The 17,904-nt window shown below is 59.8% G+C and carries 21 protein-coding genes and 1 tRNA gene; 14 read left to right on the forward strand and 8 right to left on the reverse strand.

Annotated features, from left to right (window positions below; all coding sequences use genetic code 11):
- The first annotated feature begins 9 nt into the window (after window positions 1–9).
- Window positions 10–1,515, forward strand: coding sequence for a DUF5129 domain-containing protein (locus HMPREF2912_RS00330; RefSeq protein ID WP_070682979.1), 1,506 nt, complete (start codon window positions 10–12; stop codon window positions 1,513–1,515).
- Window positions 1,516–1,639: 124 nt separating this feature from the next.
- On the opposite strand, the gene HMPREF2912_RS00335 is transcribed toward HMPREF2912_RS00330, so the two are convergent.
- From HMPREF2912_RS00335 to HMPREF2912_RS00350, 4 genes are all read right to left on the reverse strand, one after another.
- The gene (locus HMPREF2912_RS00335) at window positions 1,640–2,530 is read right to left on the reverse strand and encodes a DUF3800 domain-containing protein (RefSeq protein ID WP_070524119.1); all 891 of its coding nucleotides are present in this window, start codon (window positions 2,528–2,530) and stop codon (window positions 1,640–1,642) included.
- Between the two features lie 821 nt (window positions 2,531–3,351).
- Entirely contained in the window at window positions 3,352–3,573 is a 222-nt protein-coding gene (locus HMPREF2912_RS00340; RefSeq protein ID WP_005323143.1) for a hypothetical protein, read from the reverse strand.
- Window positions 3,570–3,881 (reverse strand): ArsR/SmtB family transcription factor, encoded by a 312-nt coding sequence (locus tag HMPREF2912_RS00345; protein WP_005323142.1) that lies wholly within the window; start codon window positions 3,879–3,881, stop codon window positions 3,570–3,572. Before HMPREF2912_RS00345 ends, HMPREF2912_RS00340 begins: the two co-directional genes overlap by 4 nt.
- Before the next feature lie 209 nt (window positions 3,882–4,090).
- Complete coding sequence (locus HMPREF2912_RS00350) at window positions 4,091–4,378, reverse strand: hypothetical protein (protein WP_232755664.1); 288 nt, start codon at window positions 4,376–4,378, stop codon at window positions 4,091–4,093.
- A 114-nt stretch (window positions 4,379–4,492) separates the two neighbouring features.
- Between HMPREF2912_RS00350 and HMPREF2912_RS00355 the strand changes: the two genes are divergently transcribed.
- The 3 genes from HMPREF2912_RS00355 to HMPREF2912_RS00360 all read left to right on the forward strand — a co-directional run bounded on the left by HMPREF2912_RS00355 (window position 4,493) and on the right by HMPREF2912_RS00360 (window position 6,589).
- The gene (locus HMPREF2912_RS00355) at window positions 4,493–5,380 is read left to right on the forward strand and encodes an FtsK/SpoIIIE domain-containing protein (protein WP_158014584.1); all 888 of its coding nucleotides are present in this window, start codon (window positions 4,493–4,495) and stop codon (window positions 5,378–5,380) included.
- Entirely contained in the window at window positions 5,367–5,564 is a 198-nt protein-coding gene (locus HMPREF2912_RS13355) for a helix-turn-helix domain-containing protein (protein WP_083304526.1), read from the forward strand. The genes HMPREF2912_RS00355 and HMPREF2912_RS13355 overlap by 14 nt, the downstream gene beginning before the upstream one ends.
- Before the next feature lie 116 nt (window positions 5,565–5,680).
- Window positions 5,681–6,589, forward strand: coding sequence for a tyrosine-type recombinase/integrase (locus HMPREF2912_RS00360; RefSeq protein ID WP_158014586.1), 909 nt, complete (start codon window positions 5,681–5,683; stop codon window positions 6,587–6,589).
- An 82-nt stretch (window positions 6,590–6,671) separates the two neighbouring features.
- Here the strand turns inward: HMPREF2912_RS00360 and HMPREF2912_RS00365 are convergent.
- Both HMPREF2912_RS00365 and HMPREF2912_RS00370 read right to left on the reverse strand, forming a co-directional pair.
- Window positions 6,672–6,748: transfer RNA gene (locus tag HMPREF2912_RS00365), tRNA-Pro, on the reverse strand.
- An 81-nt stretch (window positions 6,749–6,829) separates the two neighbouring features.
- Window positions 6,830–7,735 (reverse strand): metallophosphoesterase, encoded by a 906-nt coding sequence (locus tag HMPREF2912_RS00370; RefSeq protein WP_070524065.1) that lies wholly within the window; start codon window positions 7,733–7,735, stop codon window positions 6,830–6,832.
- Between the two features lie 41 nt (window positions 7,736–7,776).
- Between HMPREF2912_RS00370 and HMPREF2912_RS00375 the strand changes: the two genes are divergently transcribed.
- Window positions 7,777–8,241, forward strand: coding sequence for a GatB/YqeY domain-containing protein (locus tag HMPREF2912_RS00375; RefSeq protein ID WP_070524066.1), 465 nt, complete (start codon window positions 7,777–7,779; stop codon window positions 8,239–8,241).
- Between the two features lie 4 nt (window positions 8,242–8,245).
- Here HMPREF2912_RS00375 and HMPREF2912_RS00380 read toward each other — a convergent pair whose 3' ends face one another.
- Window positions 8,246–10,678: a transglycosylase domain-containing protein gene (locus HMPREF2912_RS00380; protein ID WP_232755666.1), complete on the reverse strand. Its 2,433-nt coding sequence runs from the start codon at window positions 10,676–10,678 to the stop codon at window positions 8,246–8,248.
- Between the two features lie 178 nt (window positions 10,679–10,856).
- On the opposite strand from HMPREF2912_RS00380, the gene HMPREF2912_RS12460 reads away from it, so the two are divergent.
- Genes HMPREF2912_RS12460 through HMPREF2912_RS00395 form a run of 4 tightly spaced genes read left to right on the forward strand, consistent with a single transcriptional unit; the run spans window position 10,857 to window position 12,656 of the window.
- Window positions 10,857–11,192, forward strand: a complete 336-nt coding sequence (locus HMPREF2912_RS12460) for a WhiB family transcriptional regulator (RefSeq protein ID WP_180952135.1) — start codon at window positions 10,857–10,859, stop codon at window positions 11,190–11,192.
- Window positions 11,193–11,205: 13 nt separating this feature from the next.
- A complete protein-coding gene (locus HMPREF2912_RS12805) occupies window positions 11,206–11,367 on the forward strand; it encodes a Sp36 family protein (RefSeq protein WP_154737218.1) in 162 nt (53 codons plus the stop codon).
- Entirely contained in the window at window positions 11,367–11,825 is a 459-nt protein-coding gene (locus tag HMPREF2912_RS00390) for a RidA family protein (protein WP_070682981.1), read from the forward strand. Before HMPREF2912_RS12805 ends, HMPREF2912_RS00390 begins: the two co-directional genes overlap by 1 nt.
- An 18-nt stretch (window positions 11,826–11,843) precedes the next feature.
- Window positions 11,844–12,656 carry an MBL fold metallo-hydrolase gene (locus HMPREF2912_RS00395; RefSeq protein ID WP_070524074.1) on the forward strand — a complete coding sequence of 271 codons (813 nt, stop codon included), beginning with the start codon at window positions 11,844–11,846 and terminating at the stop codon, window positions 12,654–12,656.
- A gap of 87 nt (window positions 12,657–12,743) precedes the next feature.
- On the opposite strand, the gene glxR is transcribed toward HMPREF2912_RS00395, so the two are convergent.
- The gene (gene glxR, locus HMPREF2912_RS00400; RefSeq protein ID WP_010189962.1) at window positions 12,744–13,427 is read right to left on the reverse strand and encodes a CRP-like cAMP-activated global transcriptional regulator GlxR; all 684 of its coding nucleotides are present in this window, start codon (window positions 13,425–13,427) and stop codon (window positions 12,744–12,746) included.
- Window positions 13,428–13,727: 300 nt separating this feature from the next.
- Here glxR and nth point away from each other — a divergent pair, with 300 nt between their 5' ends.
- From nth to HMPREF2912_RS00425, 5 genes are all read left to right on the forward strand, one after another.
- Entirely contained in the window at window positions 13,728–14,387 is a 660-nt protein-coding gene (nth, locus tag HMPREF2912_RS00405) for an endonuclease III (protein WP_246816441.1), read from the forward strand.
- 9 nt (window positions 14,388–14,396) lie between these two features.
- Window positions 14,397–14,966 (forward strand): TlpA family protein disulfide reductase, encoded by a 570-nt coding sequence (locus HMPREF2912_RS00410; protein WP_070597368.1) that lies wholly within the window; start codon window positions 14,397–14,399, stop codon window positions 14,964–14,966.
- Complete coding sequence (locus HMPREF2912_RS00415; RefSeq protein WP_070624617.1) at window positions 14,963–15,640, forward strand: NUDIX hydrolase; 678 nt, start codon at window positions 14,963–14,965, stop codon at window positions 15,638–15,640. Before HMPREF2912_RS00410 ends, HMPREF2912_RS00415 begins: the two co-directional genes overlap by 4 nt.
- A gap of 37 nt (window positions 15,641–15,677) precedes the next feature.
- Complete coding sequence (locus HMPREF2912_RS00420; protein ID WP_070624616.1) at window positions 15,678–16,865, forward strand: MarP family serine protease; 1,188 nt, start codon at window positions 15,678–15,680, stop codon at window positions 16,863–16,865.
- 60 nt (window positions 16,866–16,925) lie between these two features.
- The coding region (locus tag HMPREF2912_RS00425) for an HNH endonuclease signature motif containing protein (RefSeq protein ID WP_070682983.1) at window positions 16,926–17,904 on the forward strand (979 nt) is incomplete at its 3' end.

The following is a 17,904-nucleotide window of genomic DNA, read 5'->3' on the forward strand; positions in this document are numbered from 1 at the left end:
TATCGATTTATCCACACGAAATGTCCCTTAAGCCAACCTTTTGCCGCCAGCCGCGGCCCCAAAATAACATCGGTCGACGCCATCGTCGGTGCGGCCATGGTGGGCGGTCTGTTGCTTGGGGGAATCGGCGCGGGTGCGAGCTTGGCGGCCTTCGATGAGCCCGAGCGTTCCGACTATGTCATCCAGCCCGCACAGCGTGAGGTGCAGGCTGACATCATGGACCCGGACGATGTGCTCACTCCGGAGGAAGAAGAGCGCATGCTTAGCGATGTCTCCCGGATCGCCGCCCCCGACGTGGTCCAGGGGCTGCACTACATGGTCTTTGCCAAGAACAAAGAAAACGTTAACGACTCCGTGGAGGAGTACCTGCGCGATAATCACCCGGAGCTCATCGGCAAGGATAAGTTTGCTGATGGCCAGGTCTTCGTCGGCGTGGGACTCGACCCGCGCCAGGCCTTCGTCTTTGCGGGTGAGGACGTGTCCGGGCCGATGAAGCTGCGCAAAGGTGACAGCCATTTGGAGCAGTCCATCGAAGCCATTAAGCCGGGCGTGCGGGATGACAACATTCCTGCTGGGCTTTTTGCTGGCGCGGCGGCAGCGATCGATGTGGACCGTGCTGCGGATGCCCAGTACGAGAGCGCGAAAGATGGGCGCATTGGAGCGGCCATTGGCCTCGGGGCGGCGGGCCTGGGCGTCGGTGGCGCGGGCGCAGGCATCGTCGGCGGTACTCGTCGCAGCCGGCAGAAGAAGGCGCAGCAGGCGCGCGAGAACTGGGACTATGTCTCGCAGACCTATACCGATGTGGCGCAGCGTCTGAGGGAGATCGATATCCGGGCGCACTCGCTGCAATCGGGTCTGGTGGATGAGCGTTTGCGTGAGGACTGGGAGGGCCTTCGCGATGACTTCCTCGCCATCGATGCCCAGGTGGGATCCCTTATGTCGATTCCAGCCGATGCGCCGGATGAACAGTTCCGTTCGCATGCCGAGCCCATCGCCCACGCGCGCGAGCTGTGTGAGCGCGTGGAAACCGCCGAAGTCAACATCGAAAAGCTGCGCCGTATTGAAGACGCTGATGCCGATGCCCGCCGCTTCGAGCTCTACGAGTTGGGCAAGGACCTAGCGCAGGCAGGCTACTTGGCGGCGGATATCGACTCGGCGCTTGAGCGTCACGCCAAGGAGCTAGAAGGTGCCGCCGTTGCACTCTCCAACGAGCCCAATCACCCGCAGTTCATGGAACGCTACTTGGAGCTCTTGGACCGCACCGCGCTACTCTCTGAGCACCTGCAGGCGCAGCTGCAGAAGCGCAACGAGGCCGACGAGCGCCCAGAGCGCACGCGTATCTATGACTCCAACTTCTTCGCCGGTTCCGGCTACCACGGCTACGTGCCCTTCTACGTTGTGAGCACCTGGGACAGCGATGCCACCACCGCCCGCGATAGCTCCTCCAGCAGCGGCGGCGTCAACAGCGGGTTTAGCTCGGGCTTTTCCGGTTCGGGTGGATCTTCGAGCTTCTAGGGCTGGTTAAAAGCCCTTAACCGTGAAACGCAAAAGAACTCGAAGCTGCCTACTGCTTGGTTCCGTTGGCAAAACCTCTCACAAGGAATTGGCTTCCTGCAGGAGATTTGTGGCAACCATGCATTTACCTGAGTGTGGCTTTCCTGACCCGTTCTAGTTTTTCCCGGTTTTCCTGACTCACATTTAGGAAGTCGATAACTGGCCTCTCGGCATAGATAATCTCTGAATGGTGGAGATCTGAGATGGATCGCCCACATAGGTGGAGTTTCGATTCATAGGTGAAAGCTCCTCGCGCAGCCGATAACTGACTCGCAAAGGGGATCCATGAATAGCGAGAATCTTCTACTAGTTGATATTCGACAGCTCGTTTTACTAAAGCGCATACCCAATCAGCAAACTGGATATTAGAAGAGAGTTTACTGTCGATGTGCATAGGCGGTTCAATCAATCGCCGCATTTCCTTATGCTCGGTAGCTCGACCCAGAATATGGGCGTACATCACAGGTAAGCGCTGGATTCGGGATTTCTCATTGATTTGATCCATTAGCACGAGCATCGATTGGTCTAACGAATGTGCATGATTCGCCAGCCTATTTAAGGATTCCCTCATTGAGGTTTCTTCTCGCTGGCGAAATTCATTTGGACCACAGTTAGTCTCTTTGGGAGTGCCTATTGGCTTTTCTTCAGCATAGTAGAAAAGGTTTCCATTCAATTGCCTAAGTTTGGAAATCAGACTTCCAAGCAGTCTTAAATTTTGGGGACGTTCATCGTACGCCTTGGCGAACAGTAAATCTGCGCCTTTTCTTTCCCATCGACCAGGATCGACGTTGTCTGGAATATCATTTTGGAAGAATTGTTTCTTTCGTTCCGCGAAGAAGGCGCCAAATTGCCGAGCATTATCTTCGGGAATTACAAAGCCGCCATAACCAAAAGCGGGGCTATCAGAGAACTTCTTGTGTGAAGGATGGACAAAGGCCCCAGGGGAACCAATTTCGTCGAGGTATGCGAGCAGCAAATTGAACTCCGTGACTCCGGAAAATGGCACGAGAGCCGATGCTAAGCATCGGCTCTCGGAGTTGTTGCCCGGGGTATTCTTGCCTCGCGGCTCAACGCCTGGCGTACTTCTGTGAGTATATATGTGTATTTACGCGTCGGCAATTGGTGGCTTTCTACTGATGCGGTACCTTCAATCGCGGAAGAGGGGGATGTGCCCTCGGCATTTGCCCTGAGGAGGTCTAGGCTGACCTAACTGTGACCCGGTGCTCCAACTGCTGCACTGTTCGTCTTGGTCCTGGTGCGGTGCGCTCTCAGTACGAAGAATAAACCTGGTCATGTTTGCAGAGCTAGCCGAACTTACCAATCTCATTGGCTTCGGTCACGATGTTGGTCAGGGAAGAAATCTCGGACGCGGTATGTCCCGGTCGATGGGGTGCAGCGCGTCACGTTGTTTACGCTTCTCCTTAACCCCTCTTTTAGAGGTGAAAACGAAAAAGAACCCGCAGTTTCCTGCGGGTTGAGTCTTTTGCGAAACTACCCACCCACCTGCAACGACCCGAACCACAGCTATGGTTTCCGTCGGTTTCCGTTCCCGGTTCCGTCGGCAGGTGGGCCGGGGCGGTGTCGGAGGTGGGGGCACACCACGTGGTTCGTCCCCAGTCCTAGCCCCTATCCGCGAGAGGGACAGGATAACGCCACGACCGGAGACACACCCCGCCGCCAAAGTCACAAGCAAGTTTATGTTGCTGGAGGTCTACGCGACGTGCTTAGCGCATACGCTGTGACAGCCCATAGCGCGGAGCCAAAACCACCGCGCCCCTTGTTTAAGGAAGAGCCTGATTACTCGGGGATCTCGCTGAGTTGGGCCTCAATCCGATCCAACCGCTCGGTGATGTTGCGTAGATGCTCCACGATGAGTTGGTTGGAACCATCGATCGCCGTCGCCGTTTCGCGTCGTGCGCTGGTGACGGTGCGTACCACCCAGACGGTAAGAGCAACGAAGATCGCGAGTGGTAATGCGGCGGCGAGGATGACAAGAAATACGGTAGCGGTAAGTGTCACGAAGATTCCCTTTTCTGTTCTTGATTAATCAGGTGCCTAATGTGGTCTGGAGTTACTTCAAGCTGAAACGGAGCGACCCAGTAGTGCTTCCTCACTCGGCTCTCTCCGAGCTGTTCCAGGCCACTCTCGATGAGTCCAGCAGCTTCCAAGCGGTTGAGGTGCTGGTAGAGCAGTGGCCGAGACATCCCGAGTCGGCGGGCCAGCTCACTGACATGGGTCGAATCCGTCTCTAGGGAGGCGATAATTCGCAACCGAGGCTCACTTCCAAGAGCACTGAGCATCTGAGCGAGCCGTGCTGCGTCCATCATCCCTCCGTATCGTAATCGAACGATGTCAGGTGTAAGTATATGCTTACAGTCAGCGGTGCGCAAGTTCTGCCGGGTCTGGCGGAGACGCTGCCCGACTTAAGACGTGGCCGGTGTCCCATCACGTCCCCTCTTCACCCTCCCCAAGAAGAAACCCAGCCGCAGCACACACCACAGCTGGGTTCCTTCATGGCTTACAGCGTAGCCAGCAGCTACAGCCGCTCGATGTCTACATCGCCATCGAGAATCCTCGGCTCTACCTCCATGTGGATCCCGCGGTAGGGAAGTAGTGCGCGGATAATGTCGTGGGTGATGTCGATGCCTGGAGATGGTTCGTCCCGCAAAAGGTGGTACAGGCTAGGGCAGTAGTCCACGCCGGGAAACTCGTCCTTTGCTTCGGGAACGCACCCGTCCGGGTCAAAAGTCGTGCAGCGAATGATCAGGTCGTCGTGGACACTATTGGGCAGATTGATGGTGAGTCCTGGTGTGGTGGCAGACATGTCTGCAACCGTGGCCTCGTTTACAGACCGGGTAAGCGCCCTAATCCGGGAAGAACCGTCGAGGATATCGTGGCGTGTAGCGGAGCGATTCGTGATGCGTTACGTGTGGAGGATGTGACTGTTACCCCACGTGGACGTGGTCGAGCGACGGTGACTGCCTTTCTTGAGGACCCGATTCCCGCTGCGTATGAGAATGCTGAGTTTTTTGAGGAACCCGTTGGTAAGAAGCTTCCCATCGGCAGGGACGACCGGGGCGAGGTTTGTTACGTGAATCTCGGACACACGCTGGTTGTGGGGGCTTCGGGGTCTGGAAAAGGATCCTTACTGTGGCGCTATCTGATAAGTGTATTCGATGCCTATGGGTATCTTTCTGGAGGTGCTCAATTCTGGGGAATCGACCCGAAGCGTGCGGAGCTCGCGGGTGTGGTGGACGGAGCATTTGAGCGGGTGGCTTTTGACTTGGCGGATATTGAGTCCTTGCTGCTCGACCTGGTCGCTGAGATGAAGCGACGGCAGGAAACCGGAGAGAGGCAGTTTGAGCAACGGGAAGGACGTCCACTAATCATCCTGGTAGTAGATGAGCTTAACGCCTTGGGGACGATGGGGGACCGCAAATGGCAAAGCTCAGTGAGAGCCTCGATGCAGCAAATTTTGTCGCAGGGGCGGTCGGCCGGGATCTATGTCGTAGCAGCCGCGCAGCAGCCGCAAAAGGAGAATTTAGGGCCGTACAGAGCGCATTTCATGAATCGTATTTGTCTGCGGGTGGAGTCGGCGCAGGAGGTCGATCTGGTGCTCGGAAGTGGGGCGGCTGCCCTAGGGGCTGCGGCTCATGAGATTTCTCCGGCGACGGAGACGAACGGTTACGCGACCGCTGGTGTTGGGTACGTGCGGGCGGATGGTGAACCGGCGCCGGTTCGGTTTCGGGCACCGTACGTCGATGACGACGAGATCGGCATCTGGGCCTGGGAAGTGCAGTCGCTGAAAGAGGATGAAAACGTCTAAGGCGCTATCTAGCTACGGTCCGGTGCTGACCCCCAGTGAGGTCGCGGAAATATTGTCGGTGTCGAGGTCGACGCTCTCGGCCTGGAAGGCTTTGACGAATCCGCCGCTTGAGCCGGTTATTGCGCAGGGACGCGTCGTGCGATATGCACGGGCTGACGTGCGTCGGCTGCTGGAGAGCCGATAGTTATGGCTCGGCAACGAGGAAGTCGTTGGCCGGGGCTCGTCAAAATTCGAGGTCAGCAGGTGTCGCGGACGTTCGCGACTGAGGCTGAGGCCAAAGCCTGGGAAGATCGGGAGCGGTTGAAGTACGCCGATTCCACGTTCTCCGCGAGGCTTGGCAGGGTCTCGGTGCAGACGGCGGCGGATGTGTGGCTCGAAGTTCGAAAGGACGACGTGGCGGCTTCTACGTATGCGACGGACTCTGTGGTCATCGGCATTCTTCCATCGGGACTCCTCAAACGGCAGATTCGGGGAATTAAGCCCCAAGATTTACAACTGCTGGTGGATTCGTGGCGTGCAGAGAAGTCGGCGGCGACGGTGCGACGTTATTGCGACTGCCTGTGCGCCTTCTTTAAGTGGTCGGCACGACGCGGCTATGTGGTGAGTGACCCCATGAAGGCTGTAGAAATCCCACGCCGGAAGAAGACTATGCACGCCATTAGCCCACTGACTGAAGGCCAGATTGAAGCAATGGCTAAAGGTCTGAGGGACTTTGATGCTGCTGTCGTACGAGTATTGGCTTATAGCGGGGTGCGCTGGGGAGAAGCTCGTGCGCTCCGTGTTGCGGATGTGCAGCTTACGTCTAATCCACCGCATATCCAGGTGAAAAGGTCACAGCCTGAAGGGAAACCTGAAAAGGCTCCTAAATCGGGCCGCATGCGAGTGGTCCCGCTAGCGAAGGTACTTGTCCCTGTCGTGGAAGAGCTCTCACGAGGCAAGACTGGTGATGACTATCTGCTCTCGCGGAACGGTAAAAGCCAGATTTGGCGTGGGCGATTTACTCGCTCGACAAAGTGGGAAGAAATTTCTGGAGGGCGCACGATTCACGATCTCCGGCATAGCGCCGCATGCAACTGGTTACGGCGGGGAGTCCCGGTGAATGTGGTCCAATCGTGGCTTGGCCATGCGGACTTGGAAACAACAGCAATCTATACGACGTATCTGGGTATGGGGATTGACCTTGCGGCGTATGAACGAATGAACGGGTGACAAAGCGGTGACAAACAAAGCACAAAAGAAACGGGCCGAATCACTGCATTTGAAGTAAGTGCAGGTCATCGACCCGTTGAGGTGGTCGGGATAACAGGATTTGAACCTGCGACCTCTTCGTCCCGAACGAAGCGCGCTACCAAGCTGCGCCATATCCCGGTGTCTCGCTCTAAGCGGTACCGGATTACTGTAACGCACCCCGGTCTGAAAGGACAAAACGGCAGCGTGGAGGGGGTATCCCTAGGCGGTCTTCTCAGTGATACGCAGGAGCGTGGCCGACGGGCGGCAGAAGACTCGGAAGGGAACGAACTTCGAGGTACCCAACCCGTTGGAGACATGCATGTACATCTCTCCGAACCGGTGCAGGCCCTGGGCGCGGACGCGGTCGATGCCGCAGTTGGTCACGATGGAGCGCGAGCCCAACACCTTAAACGGCAGGCACAACTGGCCGCCGTGCGTGTGTCCAGACAAGGACAGCTGGTAGCCGTCGGCGGCGAACTTCTCCAAGACGCGGGGTTCCGGGGAATGCAGGAGCGCCAAGGAAAGGTCGGCATCCTCGTTCGGGGCGCCGGCGATTTCCGAGTAGTCATCCAGATCATGGTGTGGGTCGTCCACACCGGCGGCAGCCAGGCGAACATCGCCCACCTTGAATTCCACGCGAGCCTGGTTGGCATCGTGCCAGCCGTGCTCAAGGAAGGCCGCGCGCATGCCCTTCCACGGCAGGTTCACATAAGAGGGCTCGTTCTTCTTCCCAATCAGGTAGTTGAAGGGATTCGGGATGCGCGGCGCCCAGTAATCATTGGTGCCAAAGCAGAACATCCCCGGGCGGCTCAGCAGCGGGCCAAGCGCGCGGAGGACCTCGGGGACGCCGCGCTCGTCGGAAAGATTGTCACCGGTGTTGATCACCAGGTGCGGGTCGAGGGCGTCGAGGCCTGAGACCCACTCGATTTTGGCGCGCTGGCCCGGAATCATGTGGAGGTCGGACACGTGCAGGATGCGGAACTCGGACTCCTCGCGCAGCGTGCCGGGCTCCAGCAGCGGCAGGGTGTACTCCTTGAGCTCGAACTTGGTGAGCTCTGAGTGCGCCCATGCGGCGGTGCCCAGGCCGGCGGCGGCGAGTCCGCCAAGGACAGGGAAAATCTTCACCCTCACCACACTACCTGGCCGGCTGGCGTAGATTGAAGGGCATGAGTGAGTTGAAAGAAACTATCCGCGCTGACCTTAAGACCTCGATGAAGGCCAAGGATAAGGCCCGTACGAGCGCCATCCGTTCTCTGCTGTCTGCCATCCAGGCGGAGGAAACTTCCGGTTCTCGCCACGAGATCACCGATGAGGACATCCTCAAGGTCATCGCTCGTGAGATTAAAAAGCGCCGCGAGTCCGCAGAGGTTTACGCGGAGAATGGCCGCCCGGAGTTGGCGGAGGCGGAGCTTGCCGACGTCCCCTTCTTCGAGGCCTACCAGCCGGAGCAGCTTGACGACGACTCCCTGAACGCCCTCGTTAAAGAATCCATCGCCGAGGTTGAGAAGGACTCCGGTGAGCCGGCGACCATCAAGCAGATGGGTAACGTCATGAAGGTGGCCACCGCCAAGGCTGCCGGACGCGCGGACGGCAAGCGCCTGTCCACTGCAGTGAAGGCTGCCCTCAACTAAAGCGCTAAAGCCCGAAGAAGCTCCGCACGTCATTCGTGAAGCGGTCAACATCTTCTTGAGTGAATAGTGGCTCGGACTGGCCGCCTCCCGGCTCGCCGCCGCTCGGTGCGGACGGAGAGCCCGAGTTGGAGTCCCAGACTATGGGGTTCGTGCTCGCAGAATCAGAAGAATCGCTCGCGGAGCCGTCGGAAAGCTGGAGCGTGACCTCCGCGCCCTTCTTCGCGCCGGATGGACCGGTGATGACGCGAACTACCTTGCCATAGCCCACGCCGGGCGCGGGGACCTCGGCGGTCCTGACTTTGTATCCGGCTTTCTCCAGCGCGGAACGGGCTTGGCTTTCGGACTTGCCCTTCACGCCGTCGATAAGCGGCGAAACCTTGCCGGAGTCGTAGGCCCGGTCATAATCGGGCACCGTGCCCTTCTGCGCCTCGGGTACGCGCGCGGCCATTGTGTAGAACGTCGCCGCCGGCTCCTTGCCACCGAAGAGGTTGCCGCTGGAGCACTGGCGTACCGGGCCGGTGCACAGCGGGCTCGTGGTGGTCCCGTCGTTGTAGATGTACGGTGCGGCAGCGACTGCCGAGTTGAATCCAAGGAAAGCCGAGGACTGGTTGGACTCGGTGGTACCGGTCTTGGCGGCGGCCTGGCCACTGAAGCCGGCAGCGCGTGCAGAGTCGGAGGCGGTGCCCTTTTCGGTATCGGCGGTCATGTTGTTTTCCAGCGCCTTCGCCACTTCCTTGTCCACTGCGCGTTCGCACGGCGTGTGTTTGAGGTAGACCTCGTTGCCGTGGGAGTCCGTGACTTCCTCGATGGGGTTGGGCTCGCACCACATGCCTTGCGACGCCACCGTCGCGCCCACGTTAGACAGCTCCAGTGCATTCACTGCTGTCGGGCCGAGCGTGAAGGAGCCGAGATTGGATTCCTTAATGTGGTCGGCGATGGAGGACTCGCCGTCGTAGCTGCCGGGTTCTTCATAAGAACGCAGGCCGAGCTTGACGGCGATGTCGACCAGGCGCTCGACGCCAAGTTGCTCGGTGAGCTGGATGAAGGGGGTGTTGGGGGAGTAGGCCAGTGTGTCCTGCATGGTCATCGTGGAGGCGTAGTTGCCGGAGTTTTCCACGCAGTACTTGTTGGGCGGGCAGTTAGCTGCGCCGCCGTATCCCAGGCCTTCCGCTTCGTAGCGATTGGGCACGGCCAGCTTGTCCTTGATGCCGTAGCCCGCCTCCAGGGCGGCCGCGGCGGTAAAGAGTTTGAACACGGAGCCTGCGCCGTTGCCCACCAAAGAATTGGGCTGGGGCAGAAGGGTTTCATTGTTGTTCAGGTCGAGCCCATAGGTGCGCGACGACACCATGGCTAGGACCTTGCGGGAATCGGTGCCCGGCTTGATAACGTTCATGACCTCCGCCACGCCCGCCGCATCCGGGGCGGTGTTGCTTCGCACTGCGTTGAGCGCTTGGTCTTGGACGTCGGGGTCAAGCGTGGTCTTAACGGTCAGACCGCCACGCGCAAGGTGCTCGCGGTCGATGCCTTTTTCGTTGAGGTATTCCAGCACATAGTCGCAGAAGAAGCCGCGATCGCCCGCGCCGATGCAGCCGTTAGCCAAGGTTGCAGGGCTGTCCAACACGCCGAGCGGCTGCTGGGAAAAGGCGTCGGCGTCCTCCTGGGAAAGGGAGCCGTTGTCAACCATGGCTTGGAGCACCACGTTGCGGCGCTCAGTTACGCCTTCCTCGTTGGTATAGGGGTTGAGGTATTCCGAGGATTGCACCATGCCGGCGAGCATCGCAGCCTGCGGCACGGTGAGGTGCGCGGCATCGGTTCCGAAGTAGGTGCGGCTAGCGGCCTCAACGCCGAAGGAGTGGTTTCCAAAGGGGACGAGGTTGAGATAGTTGGTGAGGATCTCATCCTTGGAGAGCCGGGCATCGATGTCCGTAGCCATGCGCATTTCGCGCAGCTTACGGGCCACGGATTGTTCGGTCGCGGCCTGACGTTCTTCGTCGGTAGTCGCGTTGACCAAAAGGAGGTAATTCTTTACGTACTGCTGGTCAAGCGTGGATGCGCCCTGGGAGACACCGCCCGCAACCAGGTTGGTCCACAACGCACGGACATTGCCCTGCAAGTCGACGCCCTCGTGCTCATAGAAACGGCGGTCCTCGATAGCCACCACTGCCTTCTTCATGGCGTCCGAGATCTCATCCGGTTTCACTGGATGGCGGCGCTGCTCATAGATATACGCAAGGGGGTTGCCCTTGGCATCCAAGATGGTGCTCACGCCGGGGGTATCACCGTTGGTGAGATCCTGGACGTCTGATTGCATCGTCTCATTGGTCCTGGCCACGGCGACACCGCTGACGCCAGCGACGGGGGCGATGGCCAGCGCGATGAGGATGCCGACCAGTGCTGTGGACAGGACGAGCTTTCCCAGGGATTTGATCACAGTCACCCTCCACACACTAGTGGTTTAGGAGGATATCCGGGAGACCCCCCTAAAGTGTGACCTGTTAGACAGGTATACCGGTCTGTGAATAGACTTACCAAGGGTACATAATATTCCGTCGGGTAGAGGGTTATTCATGATCTTTGAGCTCGACGGGGGTGAGCTTGGAAGGAGTTACCTAGCCATGGCAGTCAGTGTCAAAGGTGCAGGACGGTCCGCAATGGTAAAGAATGCCTCGTTAACCACAGAGCGTGGTGAGTGGGTTACCCAAGCTAAGTGCCGCAACGGTGATCCTGATGCACTCTTTGTACGAGGAGCTGAGCAGCGTAAAGCTGCAGTAATCTGCCGCCATTGCCCGGTGCTCAATGAGTGCCGCGCGGATGCGCTTGATAATCGCGTGGAGTTCGGCGTGTGGGGCGGCCTCACGGAGCGTCAGCGCCGCGCCCTTCTGCGCAAGAACCCGCACATCACGAGCTGGGCCCATTACCTCGCTGAGGGTGGCGAACTCATCGGTATTTAGTAGCATTGAGCCCATGACTAAATGGGAATATGCCACTGCGCCGGTTCTTACGCACGCGACGAAACAAATCCTCGATTCCTGGGGTGAGGACGGCTGGGAGCTCGTCACCATCACCCCGGGTATGAACCCGGAGAATGTTGTCGCCTATTTCAAGCGTCCTGTGGAGGAGTCCTAATGGGTGCGCTTGCCCGCCTTGAAGAGCTCGGCGTCGAGCTGCCTTCTGTCGCTGTCCCCCTCGCGTCCTATATCCCAGCTACCCGCGCGGGAAACCAGGTGTGGACCTCTGGCCAGCTGCCCGTTGTGGGCGGTGAATTGCCGGCTTCCGGCAAGGTCGGCGCAGAGGTTAGCCTAGAAAAGGCGCAAGAATTGGCACGCGTGGCCGTGCTGAACGCTTTGGTTGCAATCGATGGTCTCGTAGGCCTTGACCACGTAACCCGCGTGGTGAAGGTGGTTGGATTCGTGGCTTCGGACCCCTCCTTTACTGAGCAAGCTGCGGTCATCAATGGTGCTTCCGACTTCTTGGGTGAGGTCTTCGGAGACGCCGGAATCCACGCGCGTTCCGCGGTGGGGGTAGCGGTCCTACCGAAAGATTCCCCCGTTGAGATCGAAGTCATCGTAGAAATCGCTGAGTAATCGGATAGGGTTAGAACCATGGAGCATCCTGCATATAGCCAACTGCGTCCCGTGAGCCAGTCCGTCGGTGTCGTGCTGTGCGATAATCCCAGTTACACCGCTTTGGAGGGCACCAATACGTGGATCATCCGCGCTGGGGAAGATTCCCGCGCCATTGTGGTTGATCCGGGCCCGGAGGATGAAGGTCATCTCAACGTCGTGACCGCGAAGGCGGGCGAGGTTGCGCTGATCCTTCTAACCCACCGCCACGATGATCACGCATCAGGCGCCCAGCGCCTGCGTCAGCTCACCGGCGCTCCCATCCGCTCTTTCGATCCGAATTACTGCAATGGAGGCGACGCGCTTGTCGACGGAGAAGTGATCACCGTCGACGGCATCACCCCGCAGCTTGAGGTCGTTCACACCCCGGGGCACACCGCAGATTCCACCTGCTTCTTTGTGTGGTCCGCGGAAGCGAAGAACTCCACCCTGGAGGGCATCCTGACCGGTGACACCATCGCAGGCCGCCACACCGTGCTGCTGTCTGAGACGGATGGCGACTTGGCTGATTACCTGAAGACCCTGGATCTTCTGGAAGAACGCGGCAAGGACGTGGCGCTCTTCCCGGGCCACGGCCCGGACTTGGAGGACACCTCCGCGGTTGCCCGCAAATACATTGACCGCCGTCACCACCGTCTGGACCAGATCAAGGAAGTCCGTGGGCGCTTGGGTGAGGACGTCGACGTCAAGACTCTCGTTGATGAGATGTATGACGATGTCGATCCGGTCCTGCGCCACGCGGCTGAGCAGTCGACGCGCACCGCGCTGAAGTACCTCGCGGCTCAGAACTAAAGCACTACATAGGAAAATCCCCCGAGAAATTCTCGGGGGATTTTGCGTTAGGACAAGTCCAAGGCCGGAGAGCTCGGCCTTTAAGGCCTAGCGTGCGCGGCGGGCCAAGTGCTCGGTATCGACGATGAGCACCGACTTGCCCTCCAAGCGGATCCAGCCGCGGTGAGCGAAGGTGGCCAGCGCCTTGTTCACGGTCTCGCGGGAAGCGCCGACGAGCTGGGCGATCTCTTCCTGGGTGAGGTCGTGGTTCACGCGCAGCGCGCCGCCCTCCTGCACACCGAAGCGGTTAGCCAGCTGCAGCAGGGTCTTGGCCACGCGGCCTGGCACGTCGGTGAAGATGAGGTCCGCCAGGTTGGCGTTCGTGCGGCGCAGACGGCGGGCAAGCACGCGCAGAAGCTGCTGAGCAATTGCCGGATGATCGGCCACCCACTGCTTGAGCATCTCAGAGTTCATCGTGGCTGCGGTGACCTCAGTGACGCAGACAGCGGAAGAGGTGCGCGGGCCCGGATCGAAGATGGAGAGCTCGCCGAACATATCGGACGGGCCCATCACGGTCAGGAGGTTCTCGCGGCCATCCGGGGCGTGGCGGGCGAGCTTAATCTTGCCCGAGGTGATGATGTAGAGGCGGTCTCCCGGCTCACCTTCCTCGAAAATGGTGGTGCCGCGCGGGAAACGGACGGTTTCCATCTGCTCAATAAGGTTCTGTACTGCTACCGGATCGACGCCCTGGAAAATGCCAGCGCGGGAGAGAATGTCCTGTACGCCTTCCACTGTTACTCCTTAAAGCCTGCGCAGCCCGGAAAACACTGGGACACAAGCTGGTTTGGTTTGATTTGACGCACCTAGTCTCCAGTGCGCCACGAGGCACTGCACAATATCATACAGTGTAATTAGTCACTATTTCCACCAACGTGAAAAATAATCACACGCCTTGAATGGTCTATTTAGTTTTCGAAAGCCGTCGCCTCAAGTTTCTCCATGAGGATGGCAAACAGCGCGAGGCACAGCGGCACAAAGATGACGAGCGAAATCATGCTTCCCATTCTAGCCGCCGTCACTAAGATCTCTTTTATGTCCCCTGACCTTCCCGTGCACCACGATGACGCTGACGAGGCCGCTCGCATCGTTCATATTCGTACCGCCTTGGCGGATGAATATCCCGACGCCGATTGCGAGCTAGATTTCACCACGCCGCTCGAGCTACTTATTGCTACGGTGCTCTCGGCGCAGTGCACGGATGCCCGCGTCAACCAGGTCACCCCAGAGCTTTTTGCTCAGTATCCTTCCGCACCGGACTATGCGGCCGCGGACCGCGCTGACCTCGAGCGCATCCTCCGCCCGCTCGGATTCCAGCGCACGAAGGCCGGCCACCTGTTAGGCATCGGAGAAAAGCTCGTCGCGGACTTCGACGGGCAGGTGCCCCGCGGCATCGACGAGCTCACCTCCCTGCCCGGCGTCGGGCGCAAGACCGCGCTGGTGGTGCGCGGCAATGCCTTCGGCCTGCCGGGGATCACGGTGGATACCCACGTCACGCGACTGAGCCAGCGTCTTGGGTTGACCGAGGCGAAGACCCCGAGGGCGATTGAGAGGGACGTCGCCAAGCGCGTGCCCGAAGCAGAACAAACCGTGTTTTCGCACCGCCTCATTCTCCATGGACGGCGCGTGTGCACCGCGCGGAAGCCGCAGTGCGTGGCCTGCGTCCTCGCCCCATGGTGCCCCTCGCGAGGTTAAGGTGGAGCAATGAGCCAATATTCTCGGTGGCCCGGATACGTGAAGGCGAGCATCGCTGCCATTATCGCGCTGGCGGCGCTCGCGTTCGTCGGCGTGGTGAACCTGCTTGAGAATGATGAGCCGGAGGTCGCCCTCCCCGAGGCGCAGGAGCAAGAGGTGGCCAAGCGCCCCAAATGCCCCGAGGGACCGCTTGCGGGTGTGGATCTTCCGTGCTTGGGTGCGGCCGGTACTGCGGCGGCCAAGAACGTCCAGATCGTTACTGTGTGGGCGTGGTGGTGCGAACCGTGCCGCACGGAGCTGCCCTTCTTCGAAGACCTTGCGCGAGCGCACCCGACGTGGAATGTCGTCGGCGTGCATGCGGATGCGAACGCCGCCAACGGGGCCGCTCTTCTCAGCGACCTGCAGGTTGATATCCCCAGCTACCAAGACGATGACGGTGCCTTCGCAGGTGAGCTCGGGTTGCCGGGCGTTATCCCCATCACCCTGGTGGTGCGCGATGGCACGGTGGAGGAGAAGTTTGTGAAGCCGTTCGACTCCGCAGAAGATTTGGAGGAGGCCGTCGAGGAGGTTCTCAAGTGAGCCGTCTTTTTCCTGCTCATGCCCCGGAGTGGCTGCGCCCGGCGCTCGGGGTTGATACAGACAAGGTCCAAGAACGTCTCATTCGGCATGTCCCGGCCGCTAAGCGCCGGCGTGAATCGGCAGTGTTGGTGCTGCTGAAGGGCACCAGTTTTGAGGATGGTGAGGTGCTGCTCACGCACCGCTCGCCGTCGATGCGCTCGCACTCCGGCCAGATTGCCTTTCCCGGCGGGCGTAGGGAGGAGGGGGACGCCTCGCTTGTCGACGTCGCCCTGCGCGAAGCCGAGGAAGAAACCGGCCTCGACCGCTCCACGGTCACCCCTCTTGAGCAGTGGGGCAAGCTGGACATCCGGGCTACCGGCAACACCGTGAGCTCGGTCCTGGCGTATTGGCATGAACCGGGCACCGTGTGGCCGGCGAGCCCGGCGGAGACCGACGATGTCTTCACCGTCCCGCTGCGGGAGCTGGCGGATCCGGCCAACCGCATGATGGTGGGGTTTAGCCGCTGGAAGGGGCCGGCCTTCCGGGCGCGGGGATACGTGGTGTGGGGTTTTACCGCGGGAGTGCTCTCCGGGCTGATGGACCATGCGGGCTGGAGCGTGGAATGGGATAAGAATATGGTTCATGATCTGCGTGACTCACTCAATCGCTCTTTGAATAATGAGAAGATAGGCTAGTTCTGCTCCTTTTAGCCTTTAAGAAAGTATTCCCCCTGTGTCCCTAGCTGTTGACATCCTGATCGTGATTGCCGTGCTCCTTGCCGTGCGCGTGGGCTGGCGGCAGGGCGCCTTAGCGGCGGTCCTCGCAGCGGTGGGAATCATTGCGGGGTTGGTTTTAGGAACCGTGGTTGCCCCGCTGGTGATGGGGCTGACGGACCAGGCGGCAGTGCGCTTCTTGCTGGCCGTCGGTGTGCTGATTTTGTTGGTGGGCCTGGGGCAGTTGGTGGGGACGTCGCTTGGCATGGTGCTGCGGGACCGCATGCGAACCCGCTCGGGGCAGCGCGTGGATTCGTCGATTGGCGCGGTGTTCCAGGCGGCTGCGGCCATCGTGGTGATTTGGCTGGTGTCCTTGCCTTTGGCCTCCAATCTGGGTGGTCAGCCGGGGCAGGCGCTGCGTGAATCGCGCGTGCTGAGCTCGCTCAATGCGGTGGCGCCTTCGCGCTTGGCGGCGCTGCCGAATGGTTTGGCTGCGCTCCTCAACGAGTCTGGGCTGCCGCCGTTGGTGTCGCCTTGGGAGCGTTCTGGCGCCGATGTTGAGGTAGATGCGCCGGCGGTGAATATTGGGGATCCTGAGCTTGCGGAGCGTGTGCGGCCTTCCGTTATTCACGTGCTGGGTGATGCCGAGGCGTGCTCGCGCCGACTTATGGGCTCGGGCTTTGTCACGGAGCCGGACTACGTCATCACGAACGCCCACGTTGTGGCGGGCACGGATAAGGTTCGCCTCGATACGGTCCTTGGCCTCAAGGAAGCGGACGTGGTGTATTACAACTCGGACGTGGACATTGCTGTGCTGCATAGCCCGGGATTGGGATTGGATCCTTTGCCGTGGGCGGAACAAGCGGCTGCTACCGGGGACGATGCCATCGTCTTGGGCTTCCCGCAGTCGGGGCCGTTTACTGCGGAGCCGGCGCGCGTGCGGGATCGCCTGACCATTGCTGGTCCGGATATCTACTCCACGGGCCGCGTGGAGCGCGATGCCTACACGGTGCGCGGTAGCATCCGGCAGGGCAATTCCGGCGGTCCGATGATCAACCCGGAGGGTCAGGTACTGGGCGTTGTGTTTGGTGCCTCCGTTGAGGATTCCGATACGGGCTATGCGCTTACCGCGGACGAGGTGCGCGGCCACGTGGGTGACGTCACGCAGCTTGTCGACGCCACCCCAACCGGCTCCTGCGTAGGCTAAGACCAGGTAGTTTCTTCTTCCGGTTGCGGGGCCTACGGTGCTGTTTTAGTCTCTGTGCTCATGGGGGATATCGAAACCTACATCCGCCTCCGCAATTCGGGGATTGCGCTGGTGGAAAACATTCCTGGCTCACCCGATGAGCTCCGCGCGCTCGGAGCCTCTGCTTCCGATGCCGCCGAACTTGCAAACCTTAACCAGGTGTATTTCGGCCCCACCCGCTTTAGCGGTAAACAACGCAAAGCCCGCCACGCAGCCCTCACCCAACGCCACAGCCTGGGCACCCTCACACTGATTGAAACCTACACCGCGAAGGTGAAGAAAACCCTCGACGCCTGGAACCTGCGAATCAAACTCGCAGGAACACCCGCACACCGCATCCCCACCGTCGCCGCCACACGCCTGAAAGAACTCCGCTCCAAACGCATAGCCAAACCAGGCGTACGCATCACCTACCGGGAACAAGGCCCCAACACCCTTTCCATAACTGACGATGCCACCACGATCGCCAACATGCGCGGCGTCTTAGAATCCACCAACACCGACCTGCTTCAAGCCGCCAACGACATCTTCTTCAACAAAGAAACAAGCGGTTCTAAACCCGCGGTGCGCACCCAAATCATCGTCACCCTCAACGAGCTCGACCAAATCATCAACGGCGACGGGGACGACATCGAACTCAACCTCACTAACGGCGGGCGCATGACCGGAGCAGAATTCCTCACCCACAAGTTTGCCGAAATAGGCTATGCCACCATCGTGCACCCTATTGAAGGACCCATCGACACCTGGCGGCTAGAGCGTGGAGCAAACTTCAAACAACGCCTTACCCTGCATGCTGAATTCCACACGTGTGCAAGACCAGGCTGCAATAAGCCCGCTGATTACTGCCAAGTGCATCATTTGGTGCCCTGGCAGGCGGGAGGCTACACCAACATCAAGAACCTGACCTTCCTGTGCGCCTACCACAACGGCATCAATGATGATGACCCACAAAGACCTACCGGACGCGGCTACATGTACCGGCTCAACACCGGGGTCA

This window comes from Corynebacterium sp. HMSC056E09 (assembly GCF_001813425.1).
Classification (GTDB): Bacteria; Actinomycetota; Actinomycetes; order Mycobacteriales; family Mycobacteriaceae; genus Corynebacterium; species Corynebacterium hesseae.

Bases quoted from the DNA above. Each gene is read 5' to 3' on its own strand.
- HMPREF2912_RS00345 (WP_005323142.1), bottom strand. From the start codon at position 3,881: ATGATGGACGCAGCACGGCTCGCTCAGATGCTCAGTGCTCTTGGAAGT.
- HMPREF2912_RS00350 (WP_232755664.1), bottom strand. From the start codon at position 4,378: ATGTCTGCCACCACACCAGGACTCACCATCAATCTGCCCAATAGTGTC.
- HMPREF2912_RS13355 (WP_083304526.1), top strand. From the start codon at position 5,367: ATGAAAACGTCTAAGGCGCTATCTAGCTACGGTCCGGTGCTGACCCCC.
- HMPREF2912_RS00375 (WP_070524066.1), top strand. From the start codon at position 7,777: ATGAGTGAGTTGAAAGAAACTATCCGCGCTGACCTTAAGACCTCGATG.
- HMPREF2912_RS12460 (WP_180952135.1), top strand. From the start codon at position 10,857: ATGGCAGTCAGTGTCAAAGGTGCAGGACGGTCCGCAATGGTAAAGAAT.
- HMPREF2912_RS12805 (WP_154737218.1), top strand. From the start codon at position 11,206: ATGACTAAATGGGAATATGCCACTGCGCCGGTTCTTACGCACGCGACG.
- HMPREF2912_RS00390 (WP_070682981.1), top strand. From the start codon at position 11,367: ATGGGTGCGCTTGCCCGCCTTGAAGAGCTCGGCGTCGAGCTGCCTTCT.
- HMPREF2912_RS00395 (WP_070524074.1), top strand. From the start codon at position 11,844: ATGGAGCATCCTGCATATAGCCAACTGCGTCCCGTGAGCCAGTCCGTC.
- nth (WP_246816441.1), top strand. From the start codon at position 13,728: ATGTCCCCTGACCTTCCCGTGCACCACGATGACGCTGACGAGGCCGCT.
- HMPREF2912_RS00410 (WP_070597368.1), top strand. From the start codon at position 14,397: ATGAGCCAATATTCTCGGTGGCCCGGATACGTGAAGGCGAGCATCGCT.